The 15,293-nt window shown below is 61.6% G+C and carries 13 protein-coding genes; 4 read left to right on the plus strand and 9 right to left on the minus strand.

Annotated features, from left to right (window positions below):
- Positions 1 to 54: 54 nt before the first annotated feature.
- Complete coding sequence (locus ACMGGW_RS21900; RefSeq protein WP_141999150.1) at positions 55 to 822, plus strand: CDP-diacylglycerol diphosphatase; 768 nt, start codon at positions 55 to 57, stop codon at positions 820 to 822.
- On the opposite strand, the gene ACMGGW_RS21905 is transcribed toward ACMGGW_RS21900, so the two are convergent.
- Both ACMGGW_RS21905 and pdeH read right to left on the minus strand, forming a co-directional pair.
- Positions 823 to 2,862 (minus strand): AsmA family protein, encoded by a 2,040-nt coding sequence (locus ACMGGW_RS21905; RefSeq protein ID WP_197832495.1) that lies wholly within the window; start codon positions 2,860 to 2,862, stop codon positions 823 to 825.
- A gap of 90 nt (positions 2,863 to 2,952) precedes the next feature.
- Positions 2,953 to 3,744, minus strand: coding sequence for a cyclic-guanylate-specific phosphodiesterase (gene pdeH, locus ACMGGW_RS21910; RefSeq protein WP_043142934.1), 792 nt, complete (start codon positions 3,742 to 3,744; stop codon positions 2,953 to 2,955).
- A gap of 238 nt (positions 3,745 to 3,982) precedes the next feature.
- On the opposite strand from pdeH, the gene ACMGGW_RS21915 reads away from it, so the two are divergent.
- Positions 3,983 to 4,918: a sugar kinase gene (locus ACMGGW_RS21915; protein WP_049209490.1), complete on the plus strand. Its 936-nt coding sequence runs from the start codon at positions 3,983 to 3,985 to the stop codon at positions 4,916 to 4,918.
- 235 nt (positions 4,919 to 5,153) lie between these two features.
- Positions 5,154 to 5,855 (plus strand): LuxR family transcriptional regulator, encoded by a 702-nt coding sequence (locus ACMGGW_RS21920; protein ID WP_043142927.1) that lies wholly within the window; start codon positions 5,154 to 5,156, stop codon positions 5,853 to 5,855.
- Positions 5,856 to 5,902: 47 nt separating this feature from the next.
- Here the strand turns inward: ACMGGW_RS21920 and ilvC are convergent, their stop codons facing one another.
- Positions 5,903 to 7,378 (minus strand): ketol-acid reductoisomerase, encoded by a 1,476-nt coding sequence (ilvC, locus tag ACMGGW_RS21925; RefSeq protein WP_197832496.1) that lies wholly within the window; start codon positions 7,376 to 7,378, stop codon positions 5,903 to 5,905.
- Between the two features lie 168 nt (positions 7,379 to 7,546).
- Between ilvC and ilvY the strand changes: the two genes are divergently transcribed.
- Positions 7,547 to 8,437 (plus strand): HTH-type transcriptional activator IlvY, encoded by an 891-nt coding sequence (gene ilvY, locus ACMGGW_RS21930; protein ID WP_004929971.1) that lies wholly within the window; start codon positions 7,547 to 7,549, stop codon positions 8,435 to 8,437.
- 9 nt (positions 8,438 to 8,446) lie between these two features.
- On the opposite strand, the gene ACMGGW_RS21935 is transcribed toward ilvY, so the two are convergent.
- From ACMGGW_RS21935 to ACMGGW_RS21960, 6 genes are all read right to left on the minus strand, one after another.
- On the minus strand, positions 8,447 to 9,148 hold the full coding sequence (locus ACMGGW_RS21935) for a DUF2461 domain-containing protein (RefSeq protein WP_048326462.1): 702 nt from the start codon (positions 9,146 to 9,148) through the stop codon (positions 8,447 to 8,449).
- Between the two features lie 21 nt (positions 9,149 to 9,169).
- On the minus strand, positions 9,170 to 9,748 hold the full coding sequence (locus tag ACMGGW_RS21940; RefSeq protein WP_049209494.1) for a hypothetical protein: 579 nt from the start codon (positions 9,746 to 9,748) through the stop codon (positions 9,170 to 9,172).
- Positions 9,748 to 10,743, minus strand: coding sequence for a hypothetical protein (locus tag ACMGGW_RS21945; protein ID WP_025304642.1), 996 nt, complete (start codon positions 10,741 to 10,743; stop codon positions 9,748 to 9,750). The genes ACMGGW_RS21940 and ACMGGW_RS21945 overlap by 1 nt, the downstream gene beginning before the upstream one ends.
- Before the next feature lie 112 nt (positions 10,744 to 10,855).
- Complete coding sequence (ilvA, locus tag ACMGGW_RS21950) at positions 10,856 to 12,400, minus strand: threonine ammonia-lyase, biosynthetic (protein ID WP_015379394.1); 1,545 nt, start codon at positions 12,398 to 12,400, stop codon at positions 10,856 to 10,858.
- 5 nt (positions 12,401 to 12,405) lie between these two features.
- Positions 12,406 to 14,256, minus strand: a complete 1,851-nt coding sequence (gene ilvD, locus ACMGGW_RS21955; protein ID WP_015379395.1) for a dihydroxy-acid dehydratase — start codon at positions 14,254 to 14,256, stop codon at positions 12,406 to 12,408.
- Between the two features lie 106 nt (positions 14,257 to 14,362).
- Positions 14,363 to 15,289: a branched-chain amino acid transaminase gene (locus ACMGGW_RS21960; protein ID WP_016930475.1), complete on the minus strand. Its 927-nt coding sequence runs from the start codon at positions 15,287 to 15,289 to the stop codon at positions 14,363 to 14,365.
- Between the last annotated feature and the right edge of the window lie 4 nt (positions 15,290 to 15,293).

Raw genomic sequence — 15,293 nt, forward strand, 5'->3', positions numbered from 1 at the left:
CCTGTCATAAAACCGGGCTATGCTGGATGTTTATCTCGGTAACAGGATCGGCCGATGTCTCTGCGTCGTGGGGTATTTGTCTGCGTTGCGCTGCTGGCGGCTCTCGCCATCGCGCTCTATTACGGGTTGAAGCCCGACCATCCCGATGCGCTGTGGCGCATCGTCAGCCAGCAATGTCTGCCCAATCAGCAAGCGCATGACAACCCGGCGCCCTGCAAGCAGGTGGATGTGCGGGCCGGCTTCGTGGTGTTTAAAGATCGCAACGGACCGCTGCAATACCTGCTGATGCCCAGCGCCAAAATCACCGGGATAGAAAGCCCGGCGGTGCTGGATGCCGCCACGCCGAATTTCTTCGCCCAGGCCTGGCGCGCGCGCCACGTGATGGCGGAACGCTATGGCAAACCCATCGACGACGGTGATATTTCACTGGCCATCAATTCGGAATATGGCCGCACGCAAAACCAGCTGCACATTCATATCTCCTGCCTGTTGCCGGCGGTAAAACAGCGCTTGGCGCAGATCGGCCCCGATTTCATCGAGCAATGGCAACCGCTGCCCGGCGGCCTGTTGGGACATGACTATCTGGGGCGGCGGGTAACCCCTGCCGAGCTGGAGCAACAGGGCGCCTTCCGCCTGTTGGCTGCCGGCCTGCCGCGCGCCGACGGGCGCATGGGCAGCTTCGGCCTGGCGATGACCGCGCTGCCGGACGGCGATTTCCTGCTGCTGGCGACCGAGCGCAGCCTGCTGCCGTTCACCCTGGCCTCGGCGGAAGAGATCCAGGATCACGACTGCCGGCTGCTTACGCCACCGCCGCGCGCCTGATTATTTTTTGCCTTTCATCTCCCGCAGGATCTGCCCGCACTGGTTCTCCTCGCCGCCTTCACTGGGCGAGACCAGTGCCAGCAGCGCCGCCGCCGGCGTCAGCACCGCCCCCAACGCCACCGCCGCCGCGCCGCGCGCGATCAGCGGCCCGGCTTTCACCCCGGCGTCCGGGTGCTTGAAGGTGCCTTTCACGTACAGCGGCGATCGCAGGGTCAGCACGCGCATCCCCTTGCTTTCCGGATCGATGGATAAATCCAGCCGCTCTGTGGCGAGGTTAGTGTTACCGGTGATGTTGATCACCGCGTTCTCGGTGTCGAACACGAACAGCCGCGGCGCGGCGACGCCGCTGCGGATGCCGACGTCCGCCGCCGCGCAGTTGATGCCTACCACGTCGTCACCGAACAATTGCGCCACCAGATAGTTGCCGACGTTCAGACCGAGGATCTCCATCAGGCTACGGCTGATCACCCCGTTATTGATCAGCAGGCGCAGATCGCCGTTGCTGGTCGCCAGCAGCTCGGCCACCGAATTACCGCTGCCCGTCAGCCTCGCGTCGCCGTTCATCTGCCCGAGGCTGCGCTTCATCGCCGCCACGTTAGGCAATAGCTGTTTGAGCTGGAGTTTGCGCGCGTGCATATCTACCTGGCCGCGCATCGGCTTTTTGCCGCCGTCGAGGCGCACCACGGCGTTCAGGCTGCCGCCCGCCATGCCGAAGCGCAGCGGATCCAGACGCAACTCGCCATTGTTCAGCTTCAGGTGCGTGGCCAGATCGCTCAGCGGTAAATCGCTGCCGCGCTCGATGCGCGCGGCGGCAAACTTCACGTCCGCATCCATCTTGCTCCAGCTTTGCGTATCGAACTGTTCAACCGGCAGCACCTTATCCGCCGGCTGGCGGCTCTTCTCGCCGCGGCCGGCTTTGGCAGCGTTGGAATCCGCGCCGATCAGCGGCGCCAGATCCGCCAGCCTCAGCTGCCGGGAGCTCACCGCGCCACTCAGCGTCGGCCGCGGCTTACCGGCAACGTATTTCAAGTCGCCATGAATGTCGCTGTCGCCGATTTTACCGTCGAACTTCTGATATTCGAACACGGCGCCGCCCGGCTGATGCAGGCGGGCTATCAGATGGCCATCGGTCGCATACGGCGGCGTGTTCGGCAGCAGCACGCCGGTCAGGCCATAGAGATTGCCCAGGCTTTCGCCGGAAAATTTCAGCTGCACGTCCAGGCCGCCGAGGTTCAGCGGATCGGACAAGGTGCCCGCCACCGCCACCCGGGTGCTGCCGGAGCGCACGTCGGCCTGCAGCGGGAACGGCAGATCGGCGCTCTGCAGTGACAGCATGCCGCCGATCTTGCCGCTGCCGCTCAGCGGTTCGCCGTTATATTTGCCTTTCACTTGCCAGCCGAAAACATAATCGGGTGTAGCGACCTTGCCGCCGCTCTGTTTGCCGGTCACTTCACTGAACGGCAGCGGTTTGCCGAGCGGATCGATAACGGCGCGGAAATCCGCCTTCAGCGTGGCGTCTTTAAAGGCGATCTGTCCCTTGTCGAACACGATATCATGCACAGTGAACGACCAGGCGGAAGGCGGCTGCTTGGGATCCTGGCCGCCGGCCAGGTCAAACGTCCAGTTGTTGTCGCCGTTGGCCAGGCGTTGCAACGACGCATTCGGCTGCTTGAGCCAGATGCGCGGGATCAGCAGTTCTTTCCTCAGCAGCGCCAGCGGTGCGATGCTGGCGTCGACGCGCTGCAGCGTCACCATGCTGTCGCCGGGGATGTTTTTCGGATTACCCAACCACACGTCTTCGGCGTGAATATGCGGCCAGGGCACCCAGGCGCGCCAGCCGCCCTCCTCAGGGTTACGCGACCAGTCGACGCCCAGATCGCCGCGGATGGCGAAGGGCCGCCGCAGTTCGGCCGACACCTTGTCGTTGATGGTAGGCTTGAGTCGATTCCAGTCGAAAGTGGCGATGAAGATCGCCAGCGCGGCGAGCACCAGCAGCACAATGCCGCCCAGCCAGCTGAAAACCTTTCCTGTTCTTGTCATAGGGCTCCCTCAGCACATAAACCGGGCTGCCGAATGAAAGGAAAAGGAATGAGCAGCCCCGTTTAAGCCTAGCTGAGGATAGGCCGGAGTTCACGCCGGCGCGCCGGGCGCGGCAAACAGCGTCGGTACGCTGTGTAAAGTTTCAAAGCACGCCGGGCGGGAAAGATAGTAACCCTGCGCGGCCAACGCGCCGGAACGCTGCACCAGCCGCCACTCCTGTTCGGTTTCCACGCCTTCGACGATCACCCCGTCGCTGTGCTGATTCATCATCTTGATCAGGGTGCCGAGCAGCTGTACGCCCTCTTCCGACTGTTTGAGCAAGGTGAACAATTCGCGCGCCACCTTGATGTATTGATAGCGCCAGGCGCCGACGGCGGAGAAGTTGGCCAGCCCGCTGCCGAAATCGTCCAGCCACAACCGTTCGCCGCCGACGATCTGCTGTAACGGGCGGTTTGACGCCGTTGCGGCTTGCTCCACCAGCTCGAAGCGCAGGTAGGGCATCTCGGCGATCTGCCGTTGCAACGCATCATGACGCTGCAACGCTTGCAGCGCCATGCCGTCGATATTGACCGACACCATCACCGCGTGGCGAATGAACAACGCCTGCCAGCGCTGCAACAGCGCCAACTGCTCCTGGATCACCCGCAAACGCTGGGCGACGCCGAGCGAGGCAAAATACTGTTCCGGGGATTGCCGTTTGTCCGGCTCATTAGGGTGATACACCGCCGTCAGCAGTTCCACCGCCAGCAACGCGCCGCTGGTGCGATAAATCGGCTGGAAGGTATACAAGCGCCGGCATTGCCGCCAGTAGCGCCGCGATTTGGCGCAGGCATAGAGGGCAAAACAGGGCGCCAGCAGACCCGAGATCAGGTTGGTTATCATCGGTACTATCGCCGTGGCGGGGAAGTGAGAGCGCTGCCGCTGTTTCTTTACCCAGCTTATCGGCCGCGCCGCGTAAAACTTTAAGCACGAATTACCGCAGGCTTTCCTCTTCACCCTGTTGGCGTTGGTCGATCGCGATCATAAAAAATTAAAACACCGTTTTAATTTATTGACTCCCTGACCGCCTTACGTGGAGACTGGCGGCTGTTGCTTCTTCTTTAGCCAGGGCTTATTGACGATGACTATCCGAAATCTCGCCGTGATCGGCGAATGCATGATCGAGCTGTCACAGCAGGGCGCACAGCTGACGCGCGGCTTTGGCGGCGATACCCTCAACACCGCCGTCTACCTTGCCCGCCAAATGCCGGAACAGACGCTGCAGGTGCATTACGTCACCGCACTCGGCACCGACAGCTTCAGCGGCGAGATGCTGCTGGCCTGGCGGCAGGAGAACATCGAAACCGGGTTGATTCAGCAGTTGGACAACAAACTGCCGGGCCTGTACGTGATCGAAACCGACGCCGCCGGCGAACGCACCTTTTACTACTGGCGCAACGACGCCGCCGCCCGGTATTGGCTTGCGGGCCCCCAGGCCGACGCACTGTGCGACCGATTGGCGCAATTCGATTACCTGTACCTCAGCGGCATTAGCCTGGCGATCCTCGCGCCTGCCGACCGCACGAAGCTGCTAGCGCTGCTGCGCCGCTGCCGTGCCAACGGTGGTCTAGTCATCTTCGACAACAACTACCGTCCGCGCCTGTGGCCAAGCCGTGAGGAAACGCAGCAGGCCTACCGCGAGGTGCTGGCCTGCACCGACATCGCCTTCCTGACGCTGGATGACGAAGCGTTGCTGTGGGGCGCGCAGCCGGTTGAACAGGTGGTGGCACGCACGCAGGCGCTCGGCGTCGGCGAGATCGTTATCAAACGCGGCGCAGAGGCCTGCCTGGTGTTCAGCGTGGAGGGAGAGCGGCTTGAGGTACCGGCGATCGCACTGCCGCCGGAGCGCGTGGTGGATACCACCGCAGCAGGCGACTCTTTCAGCGCCGGTTACCTGGCGGTACGCCTGAACGGCGGCAGCGCCCAGCAGGCGGCGCAGCGCGGCCATCTGCTCGCCGCATCGGTGATCCAACATCGCGGCGCCATCATTCCCGCAGCAGCGATGCCCAACCAATAAGACGACGGCGAGGTGACCTCGCCGCCGGCGCAATGGCTCCCAGACGTATTGATGAGAGGATGATTGAAGAATTTCCCTGGCGTTGGCTTATTGATACCCAGAACTGCTAAGCTCAGGTCTTGGCATTGCCGACTTTTTGAATTTATTAGCCGAGTATAAATTTCAATCCGCCGCACTGACTAGCTGGACTTTGGTGCAGGTCGGGCTGAATCGCCGAACGACAGGGAGGTTACCGATGGCCGTCGCATTCGCCAACGCCGTCGCCGCAAGACTGCATCTGGACAGCCGGCTGCACGCCTTCGGCAGATTCAAATATGCTTATTTGACCTTCAACAAACACCATCCCGATCGCCATCTGTTGGTATCGAGCTACCCGCAAGAATGGCTGAACATCTACAGCGACAATCGCTATCAACGCATCGACCCCGTCGTGCGCGCCGCCCATAGCCGCTGCGCGCCCTTTATGTGGCACGACACCCCAATCACCACCGAGGATCGGCATTACCGGAAGATCTTCAGCCAGGCACGGGAGTACGACATCGTGCACGGCTGCAGCTTTGTTTTGCACGATCACGACAACAACCTGGCGATCTTGTCGATCAGCGCGACGGCGGCCGATGACGCCGAACTGCGGCAACTGATGGAAGACGAAAGGGCCAACCTGCAGATGGTCTTGGTCGATACCCACCAGCACGCGCTGACATTGGCCAATGCCGAGGCGAACCGGACGGATCGACTCTCGCCGCGCGAAGGGGAAATTCTCTATTGGGCCAGCCAGGGCAAAACCTACCACGAGATCGCGCTGATCCTGGGGATCAAAACCCGTACGGTGAAGTTTCACATCGGCAATGCGGTGCGTAAGCTGGGGGTCACGAACGCCAAACACGCGATCCGGCGCTGTCTCGAGCGGCAGCTTATCGCACCGCCGGAAGCATAAAAAAGCCGGCATCGCTGCCGGCTCTTTGTGCTTTGCCTTGCGGAAAATCAGCCCGCGACGGCGATGCGTTTCATGTCAGTCATGTAGCCACGCAGTTTACGGCCAACGGTTTCGATAGGGTGGCTGCGCACCGCTTCATTCACGTCGCGCAGTTGCGCGTTATCCACCGCCGTACCCGCCACGGCTTTGCCCAAATCGCCCGCCTGCAGGGTAGTCATGAAGTCTTTCAGCAACGGCACCGCCGCGTTGGCGAACAGGTAGTTGCCGTACTCCGCGGTATCGGAGATGACCACGTTCATTTCATACAGACGCTTACGCGCAATGGTGTTGGCGATCAACGGCAGCTCGTGCAGTGACTCGTAGTAAGCCGACTCTTCGATGATACCGGCATCGACCATGGTTTCGAACGCCAGCTCAACGCCTGCTTTCACCATCGCCACCATCAGCACGCCGTGATCGAAGTACTCTTGTTCACCGATCTTGCCTTCAAACTGCGGCGCATTCTCGAACGCGGTTTTGCCGGTCTCTTCGCGCCAGGTCAGCAGTTTCACATCGTCTTCCGCCCAGTCGGTCATCATACCGCTGGAGAACGCGCCGGAGATGATGTCGTCCATGTGCTTCTGGAACAGCGGTGCCATGATGGTTTTCAGCTGTTCGGACAGCGCATAGGCACGCAGCTTGGCCGGGTTGGACAGGCGATCCATCATCAGCGTGATACCGCCCTGCTTCAGCGCTTCGGTGATGGTTTCCCAGCCGAACTGAATCAGTTTCTCGGCGTAAGCCGGATCGGTGCCCTCAGCAACCAGCTTGTCGAAGCACAGCAGCGAACCCGCCTGCAGCATGCCGCACAGAATAGTCTGCTCGCCCATCAAATCGGATTTCACTTCAGCGACGAAGGAAGACTCCAGCACGCCGGCACGGTGGCCGCCGGTCGCCGCCGCCCAGGCCTTGGCGATCGCCATGCCTTCGCCTTTCGGATCGTTTTCCGGGTGAACCGCAATCAGGGTCGGCACGCCGAAGCCGCGCTTGTACTCTTCACGCACTTCGGTGCCCGGGCATTTCGGCGCAACCATCACCACGGTGATGTCTTTGCGCACCTGCTCACCCACTTCAACGATGTTGAAGCCGTGGGAGTAACCCAGCGCCGCGCCGTCTTTCATCAGCGGCTGCACCGCGCGCACTACGGAAGAGTGCTGCTTGTCCGGCGTCAGGTTGACCACCAGATCCGCCTGCGGGATCAGGTCTTCGTAGGTGCCGACCTTAAAGCCGTTTTCGGTCGCCTTGCGCCAGGAAGCGCGCTTCTCGTCGATCGCTTCTTTGCGCAGGGCATAGGCGACATCCAGACCGGAATCGCGCATGTTCAGCCCCTGGTTCAGGCCCTGGGCGCCACAGCCGACAATCACCACTTTTTTACCTTTCAGGTAGCCGGCTTCGTCAGCAAATTCGTCGCGCGCCATAAAGCGGCATTTACCCAATTGCGCCAACTGCTGACGCAGGTTCAATGTGTTGAAATAGTTAGCCATGGTGGTACTCCGGTTTGATGTTGTCTTGCATTGTTATTTTCATTCCCCGCCCTGTCTGTGCGGAGATTCGTTAAACTCAATGTATAACAGGAAATGCGTTGCTTAAATTGATATATTGAGAACGTGACATTGCAATTTTTGCAACACTCTCACTGCGAGCGTATCGATATGGATTTACGTGATTTAAAGCTGTTCCTGCATCTGGCCGAAAGCCATCACTTCGGGCGCACCGCCAAGGCGATGCACGTCAGCCCGTCGACGCTCTCCCGCCAGATCCAGCGGCTGGAAGAGATCCTCGGGCAGCCGCTGTTCCTGCGCGATAACCGCACCGTGCAGCTCACCGACGCCGGCGAACAGCTGAAAGAATTCGCCCAGCAAACGCTGCTGCAGTATCAGCAGCTGAAGCACTCGCTCGGCCAGCACGGCCCTTCGCTGAGCGGCGAACTGCGGCTGTTCTGCTCGGTGACCGCGGCGTACAGCCACCTGCCGCCGATCCTCGACCGCTTCCGCGCGCAGCACCCGCTGGTAGAGATCAAGCTGACCACCGGCGACGCCGCCGACGCGGTCGACAAGGTGCAATCCAACGAGGCCGATCTCGGCATCGCCGGCCGGCCGGAAACGCTGCCCGCCAGCGTGGCGTTCACCAAAATCGGCGAAATTCCGCTAGTGCTGATCGCGCCGGCGCTGCCCTGTGCGGTGCGCAGCCAGGCGTTCGCCGACAAGCCCGACTGGGCCGAGATCCCGTTCATCCTGCCGGAGCACGGCCCCTCGCGAAAACGCATCGAGCTGTGGTTCCGCCGCCATCGCATCAGCAATCCGCTGATTTACGCTACCGTCGGCGGCCACGAGGCCATCGTGTCGATGGTGGCCCTGGGCTGCGGCATCGCGCTGATCCCAAGCGTGGTAGTGGACAACAGCCCGGAGCCGGTACGTAACCGCATCTCGCAGCTGGATAACATCTCGATGGTCGAACCGTTTGAACTGGGGGTCTGCGTTCAGAAAAAGCGCCTCAGCGATCCGTTGATCGACGCCTTTTGGCGGTTGCTGCATCCTCGCTGACGCGGGGTTTCAAAGGTCCGCCGGATCGATCTGCTTCATCGTCTCTACCTGCATCAACCAGTGGTAGAGCGGCTCAAGCTGCAAAAATGCCCCGGCCAGCAGCGGCGCCAGATCGGCGTTGAACAGCTTTTCCACTTCGCTGTCCGTCACCATCACCGCAAACGACTTGCGGTTGTACCAGGTGGCGATCTCCGCCGCCTGTTCCTTCACCAGCGGGCGCTTGTAGCTCTCGCCCACCAGCTCGAACGGCGGCCGGCAGCAGGCGGCCACCTCCAGGAAAGGCTGCGGCCGCTGCCTCAGCGTATGGCGGAACAGATCCATGGTCGGCTTGTTGGCGCTGTAGTAGCCGAGCCCATAGCGCAGCATGTCCGGCCCCAGTTCGAAAAAGTAGACCGGCGCGTCTTTCCAGTCTTTGCTCGGACGCTTGAACGTCAGCCACATGCGGCTGCGGTAGCGCGATTTGTCATGAGAAAAGCGCGTGTCGCGATGAATGCGCGACAGCGTTTTGCCGATCGCCGGGCGGGTCTCGAACTGCGGGTCGATCGCCAGCATGCCGGGAGCCAGCTGCTCCACCAGCGCGCGAAACGGCGCCAGCAGCTCGCGATCGTAGATGTCGCGGTTACCGTCGAACCACGCCTTATCGTTCTCTATCCGCACCTGCTGCAGGAAATTCAGGCCCTGCTGGCTAAAGCCGGAGAAGGGTTGCGTCATAAGTTTTTCCGTTCTGACGGTTTATCGGGTGTTGCGCAGATCTTCCCTCTGCCAACGGCGTTTGATAAACACGCGCCGACGCATGCGGAAATAGGCGACATACAGGTAGAACGCCGCCCGGTTGCTGAACAGCGCACCGCCAACCACGCCCCCCAGCAGCAGGGCGCCGGTGGCGATGCCGGTCATGCCCGCCGCCCACGCCGCCGCGGCGCCGAGGCAACACAGACCGAGCATGCCAAGGTAATATTGCAACAATACCACCCCGCTGTTTTTACCCTGCACCAGTTGGAACAGGATCAACGTCATCCACACCGCCACGATCGCGCCGCTGCCCATCAACACGGCGGCGGAGGTCTTGCCGCTCCAGGCGGCCGCCACATCCGTGACCAGACCCATCACGCCCGCCAGCCCCAGCGTCAGGCACACCATCAGCAACATGACGTTGCCGACGCCCGGCGGCGACAACCGCTGGCCCGGCGTCATGAAATGCTGCTCGAGCTGCGCATCCACACCGGCGAAAAGAGCGCGATCGCGCGCCGCGATTTGGCTTTCCATCTCCCGACCCTGCACGATCAGGCGTTTAATCATCCACTCCGCCATTACCTCACCATCTGCGGCAATTTCTGCATAATGCCCACAAAATACTGCCCGGTGGTTTTCACATTCACCGGCGCCGACAGGGTGCCGCTGATGCCGCTGCCGACAAACGTCAACGCGTTATTGAGCGCCGAGTGCAATTGCTGGCGCAGCCCGTTTTGGATCGCTTCCGTCGGGTAGCGTTTCGGGTACAGGCCGTTCTTCACCATCTCTTTCAAGACGTTGTTGGAAATTCCCGGATTTTCCGCCCGAATGATGTTTTCGGTCAGTCGCTTCCTTTCGCTGCGGGGCATGCTTTTCAGCCACTCCGTCGCCTTGCGCGCCGAAATGCGGCGCATGGCGCGATAGGTCATCGTCGCTTCCTTCAGGGCAGCCCCGGCGCTGGCCAGCGAGATCACATCGAGCACGGTACTGGTGGCGATATACCACTGCTCTGAATCGAGCTGAGCCAATTCATCGCCTTTCCCGTCATAAAGCTTGTTGACGCGGTACAGCCCATTACCGCACTGCAACGCGCTGGCGGCCATGCCGGCATAGCCCAGATAAGCCACCGCTGAGCTGGTACCGCCGGTAAATGGCACGGCGACGCTGCCCGACGCCAGTAAAAAGACCGATACCAGCAGCGTTCCACACGACAGCGCGGCCGAGGCCAGCTCTTTGCTGACGCTGGGTTTGCTCAACGCTTCCGACAGCGTATTGGTCGCGGCAACGCGCGAGGTATGAGCCACCGTTTTGCTGATGACCACGTGGGTAACCTGCGAAGCGTTCGAGTAACCGGTGTGCTGCGTCGGGCGGACTAAAAATGAGTTTTGCCCGTCGGAAAAAATAATTCCCACGCCATGAAAGGCGAGGCTGCAGTCCAGCGAGTCCTGCAAGGCTTGCAGATTAATATCGCGATAGAATTCTTGTACGCCGGTATTGCCCAACAGGCGGGCAAACTCGGCGTTGGTCAAATCGTCTTCGGGAGAACCGAACGGCGTAGAAAAAGCAGTTTTCATTGTCGTGCATCCCTATACGTCAGAAGTTTTGGCAGTATAAAAATGCACGACAAAATCACAACCGCGCAACCCATAAACTGACTCATGCGTCACGGTTACTTATCAATTCGACTCATCCCTGCAAAAAGAAGCGGAACGCCGGGTTGTCGGTTTCATCGTGGCAATCGTAGCCCAGCGCCTGCAGGTGCCGCTCGAATTCCGGCTCAGATTGCGCCAGTTCGAAGGCCGCCAGCACCCGGCCGAAGTCGGTACCGTGGCTGCGATAGTGGAACAGCGAAATGTTCCAGTGCGTGCCCAGCGTTTGCAGGAACTTCAGCAGCGCGCCCGGCGACTCCGGAAATTCAAAGCTGTACAGCCGTTCGCGCAGCGGCTTCGACGGACGCCCGCCCACCATGTAGCGCACGTGCAGCTTGGCCATCTCGTCGTCCGACAGATCCACCACCTGGTAACCGTCGGCGTTGAGTTCGTCGATGATCTCCCGCCGTTCGGCGTGGCCGCGCGTCAGCCGCACGCCGACGAAAATGCAGGCGTTGTCGGCATCGGCGTACCGGTAGTTGAATTCGGTCACCGAGCGGCCGCCCAGCAGTTGGCAGAACTTGAGGAAGCTGCCCTGCTGTTCCGGAATGGTCACCGCCAGCAGCGCTTCGCGCTGTTCACCCAGTTCGCAGCGCTCGGAAACGTAGCGCAGCCCGTGGAAGTTGAGGTTGGCGCCGGACAGCACGTGCGCGAGACGCTCACCCTGAATGTTGTGCTGCTGGACGTACTTTTTCAGCCCCGCCAAAGCCAGCGCGCCGGAAGGTTCGGCAATGGCGCGCACATCCTCGAACAGATCTTTGACCGCCGCGCAGATGGCGTCGCTGTCCACGGTGATCACGTCGTCCAGATACTCACGGCACAGGCGGAACGTTTCGTCGCCGATGCGCTTCACCGCCACGCCTTCGGCGAACAGCCCGACGCGCGCCAGATCCACCGGATGGCCGGCATCCAGCGCCGCGCGCAGGCAGGCGGAGTCTTCCGCTTCGACGCCGATCACTTTGATCTGCGGCATCAGCTGTTTGATCAGCACTGCCACCCCGGCGGCCAAGCCGCCGCCGCCGACCGGCACGAAGACCCGATCCAAATGCGCGTCTTGCTGCAACAGCTCCATCGCCAGCGTGCCCTGCCCGGCGATCACCGTCGGGTGATCGAACGGCGGCACAAAGGTCATGCCCTGCTGTTGGGAAAGCTCGATCGCCTTCGCTTTTGCCTCGTCGAAATTGGCGCCGTGCAGCAGCACTTCACCGCCGAAGCCGCGCACCGCATCCACCTTGATGTCCGCGGTGGACACCGGCATCACGATCAGCGTTTTGATCCCCAGCCGTTTACCGGAGAAGGCGACGCCCTGCGCGTGGTTGCCGGCCGAAGCCGTCACGACGCCGCGCGCCTTCTGCTCTTCGTCCAGCCCGGCGATCATCGCATAGGCCCCGCGCAGCTTGAAGCTGTGCACCGGCTGGCGATCTTCGCGCTTCACCAAAATGGTGTTGCCGAGACGCGAAGAGATTTTGCTCATGGCCTGCAACGGGGTGACCTGCGCCACCTCGTAAACCGGCGAGCGCAGTACCGCTCGCAGATATTCCGCGCCGCAGGGGGCGCTGGGTAGGGGTTGAGAGACCGCCATGCTGCTTATCCCCCCAGTTTGCTCTTGTCGCGCACCGCGCCTTTGTCGGCGCTGGTGGCCAACGAGGCGTAGGCGCGCAGCGCGAAGGACACCTGACGTTCACGGTTTTTCGGCGTCCAGGCCGCGTCGCCGCGCGCCAGTTCCGCCTCATGCCGCGCCGCCAACTCCTGCTCGCTGACATCCAGCTGGATGCCGCGATGAGGAATGTCGATCGCGATCATGTCGCCGTCCTGCACCAGGGCGATCAGGCCGCCGTTGGCCGCTTCCGGCGAAGCGTGGCCGATGGACAACCCGGAGGTGCCGCCGGAGAAACGCCCGTCGGTGATCAGCGCACACGCCTTGCCCAGCCCCATCGATTTCAGGTAGGTGGTTGGGTAAAGCATTTCCTGCATGCCCGGCCCGCCTTTCGGCCCTTCGTAGCGAATCACCACTACGTCGCCCGCCACCACTTTGCCGCCGAGGATCGCTTCTACCGCGTCGTCCTGGCTTTCATACACTTTGGCCGGGCCGCGGAAGGTGAGGATTTCTTTGTCCACGCCGGCGGTTTTGACGATGCAGCCGTTTTCCGCCAGGTTGCCGTACAGCACCGCCAACCCGCCGTCCTGACTGTAAGCGTGCTCACGGGTGCGGATGCAACCTTCCTTGCGGTCGGTGTCCAGCGAATCCCAACGGCAATCCTGGGAGAATGCCTGCGTGGTGCGGATACCGGCCGGCCCGGCGGAGTACATTTTCTTGACGCTTTCGTCGCGGGTCAGCATCACGTCGTAGGCTTCCAGCGTCTGCGGCAGGGTCAGCCCCAATACGTTGTTCACCTCGCGGTTCAGCAAGCCGGCGCGGTCCAGCTCGCCGAGGATGCCGATCACGCCGCCGGCGCGGTGCACGTCTTCCATGTGATATTTCTGCGTGCTCGGCGCCACCTTGCACAGGTGCGGCACTTTGCGCGACAGGCGATCGATGTCTTCCATGGTGAAGTCCACCTCGCCTTCCTGCGCCGAAGCCAGCAGGTGCAGCACGGTGTTGGTCGAGCCGCCCATGGCGATGTCCAGCGTCATGGCGTTTTCAAACGCCGCCTTGTTGGCGATATTGCGCGGCAGCGCGCTTTCGTCATCCTGCTCGTAATAGCGTTTGGTCAGCTCGACGATGCGCTTGCCGGCGTTGAGGAACAGTTCCTTGCGATCGGCGTGGGTGGCCAGCAGCGAGCCGTTGCCCGGCTGCGACAGGCCCAGCGCTTCGGTCAGGCAGTTCATCGAGTTGGCGGTAAACATGCCGGAGCAGGAGCCGCAGGTCGGGCAGGCGGAACGCTCGATCTGCTCGCTGTCGGCGTCGCTGACGTTCGGGTTCGCACCCTGGATCATCGCGTCTACCAGATCCAACTTGATGATCTGGTTGGAGAGTTTGGTTTTGCCGGCTTCCATCGGGCCGCCGGAAACGAAGATCACCGGAATGTTCAGGCGCAACGCCGCCATCAGCATGCCTGGGGTGATTTTGTCACAGTTGGAGATGCACACCATCGCGTCGGCGCAGTGGGCGTTCACCATGTATTCGACCGAGTCGGCGATCAGCTCGCGCGACGGCAAGGAATAGAGCATGCCGCCGTGGCCCATGGCGATGCCGTCATCCACCGCGATGGTGTTGAACTCTTTGGCCACGCCGCCGGAGGCTTCGATCTGTTCGGCGACCAGTTTGCCCAGATCGCGCAGATGCACGTGGCCCGGCACGAACTGGGTAAAGGAGTTGACCACGGCGATGATCGGCTTGCCGAAATCGGCGTCGGTCATCCCGGTCGCGCGCCACAATGCGCGGGCACCCGCCATATTGCGGCCATGGGTGGTGGTGGCGGAACGGTACTTAGGCATGCTCTTTTCACTCCAAATGTATTTATGACAGGCGGCGAACGAACCGCCTGGATATTCTTATCTTGTCTGTCTTGTCGTCCGCCACGCGGCGCGGCGAGCCTTGTCGTTACGGGTTTACCGGATCCAGCCAACCGTATTTGTCTTCGGTCTTGCCGCTGAACAGGCCGAAGAACGCCTGTTGGATCTGTTTGGTCACCGGGCCGCATTTGCCGATGCCGACCTGAATGCCGTCCACGCTGCGCACCGGCGTGATTTCCGCCGCGGTGCCAGACATGAACACTTCGTCGGCCAGGTACAGCGATTCGCGCGACAGCACCTGCTCGCGCACCTCGAAGCCCATGTCTTTCGCCAGCTTGATGATCGCGTCGCGGGTGATGCCCGGCAGCGCCGACGAGGTGAACGGCGGGGTATAGAGCACGCCGTCTTTCACTTCAAACAGGTTCTCGCCCGCCCCTTCGGAAATGTAACCGTGCACGTCGAGCGCAATGCCTTCCTGATAGCCGTGGCGGCGCGCTTCGCTGCCCACCAGCAGGGAGGAAAGATAGTTGCCGCCGGCCTTGGCCGCAGTGGGGATCGTGTTTGGTGCGACGCGGTGCCAGGAGGAGACCATCGCATCGATGCCTTGATCCAGCGCTTCTTCACCCAGGTAAGCGCCCCAAGGAAACGCCGCGATAATCACGTCCGTTTTGTAACCGGCCGGCGGGTTCACGCCCATGCCGACATCGCCGACGAACACCAGCGGGCGAATGTACGCGCTGACCAGGTTGTTCTTGCGCAGCGTAGCGCGGCAGGCTTCCATCAGCTCGTCGACGCTTTGCGACACCGGCATGCGGTAGATTTTCGCCGAATCGTGCAGGCGCTGCATATGCTCGCGATGACGGAATACCACTGGCCCCAAGTGCGAGTCATAGCAGCGTACGCCTTCAAACACCGACGTGCCGTAATGCAACGCGTGCGACATCACGTGCACTTTGGCCTCGGCCCAAGGCACCATCTCACCATTGAACCAAATGTAATCGGCTTTCTTAGTCATTGTT

The sequence above is a fragment of the Serratia sp. BNK-4 genome (assembly GCF_048685115.1).
Lineage (GTDB): Bacteria > Pseudomonadota > Gammaproteobacteria > Enterobacterales > Enterobacteriaceae > Serratia > Serratia bockelmannii.

What these genes read in the sequence shown, in the direction of transcription:
- ilvY (WP_004929971.1), top strand. Translation starts at nt 7,547, where the DNA reads ATGGATTTACGTGATTTAAAGCTGTTCCTGCATCTGGCCGAAAGCCAT.
- ACMGGW_RS21960 (WP_016930475.1), bottom strand. Translation starts at nt 15,289, where the DNA reads ATGACTAAGAAAGCCGATTACATTTGGTTCAATGGTGAGATGGTGCCT.
- ACMGGW_RS21935 (WP_048326462.1), bottom strand. Translation starts at nt 9,148, where the DNA reads ATGACGCAACCCTTCTCCGGCTTTAGCCAGCAGGGCCTGAATTTCCTG.
- ACMGGW_RS21940 (WP_049209494.1), bottom strand. Translation starts at nt 9,748, where the DNA reads ATGGCGGAGTGGATGATTAAACGCCTGATCGTGCAGGGTCGGGAGATG.
- pdeH (WP_043142934.1), bottom strand. Translation starts at nt 3,744, where the DNA reads ATGATAACCAACCTGATCTCGGGTCTGCTGGCGCCCTGTTTTGCCCTC.
- ilvA (WP_015379394.1), bottom strand. Translation starts at nt 12,400, where the DNA reads ATGGCGGTCTCTCAACCCCTACCCAGCGCCCCCTGCGGCGCGGAATAT.
- ilvD (WP_015379395.1), bottom strand. Translation starts at nt 14,256, where the DNA reads ATGCCTAAGTACCGTTCCGCCACCACCACCCATGGCCGCAATATGGCG.
- ACMGGW_RS21915 (WP_049209490.1), top strand. Translation starts at nt 3,983, where the DNA reads ATGACTATCCGAAATCTCGCCGTGATCGGCGAATGCATGATCGAGCTG.
- ilvC (WP_197832496.1), bottom strand. Translation starts at nt 7,378, where the DNA reads ATGGCTAACTATTTCAACACATTGAACCTGCGTCAGCAGTTGGCGCAA.
- ACMGGW_RS21945 (WP_025304642.1), bottom strand. Translation starts at nt 10,743, where the DNA reads ATGAAAACTGCTTTTTCTACGCCGTTCGGTTCTCCCGAAGACGATTTG.
- ACMGGW_RS21900 (WP_141999150.1), top strand. Translation starts at nt 55, where the DNA reads ATGTCTCTGCGTCGTGGGGTATTTGTCTGCGTTGCGCTGCTGGCGGCT.
- ACMGGW_RS21920 (WP_043142927.1), top strand. Translation starts at nt 5,154, where the DNA reads ATGGCCGTCGCATTCGCCAACGCCGTCGCCGCAAGACTGCATCTGGAC.
- ACMGGW_RS21905 (WP_197832495.1), bottom strand. Translation starts at nt 2,862, where the DNA reads ATGACAAGAACAGGAAAGGTTTTCAGCTGGCTGGGCGGCATTGTGCTG.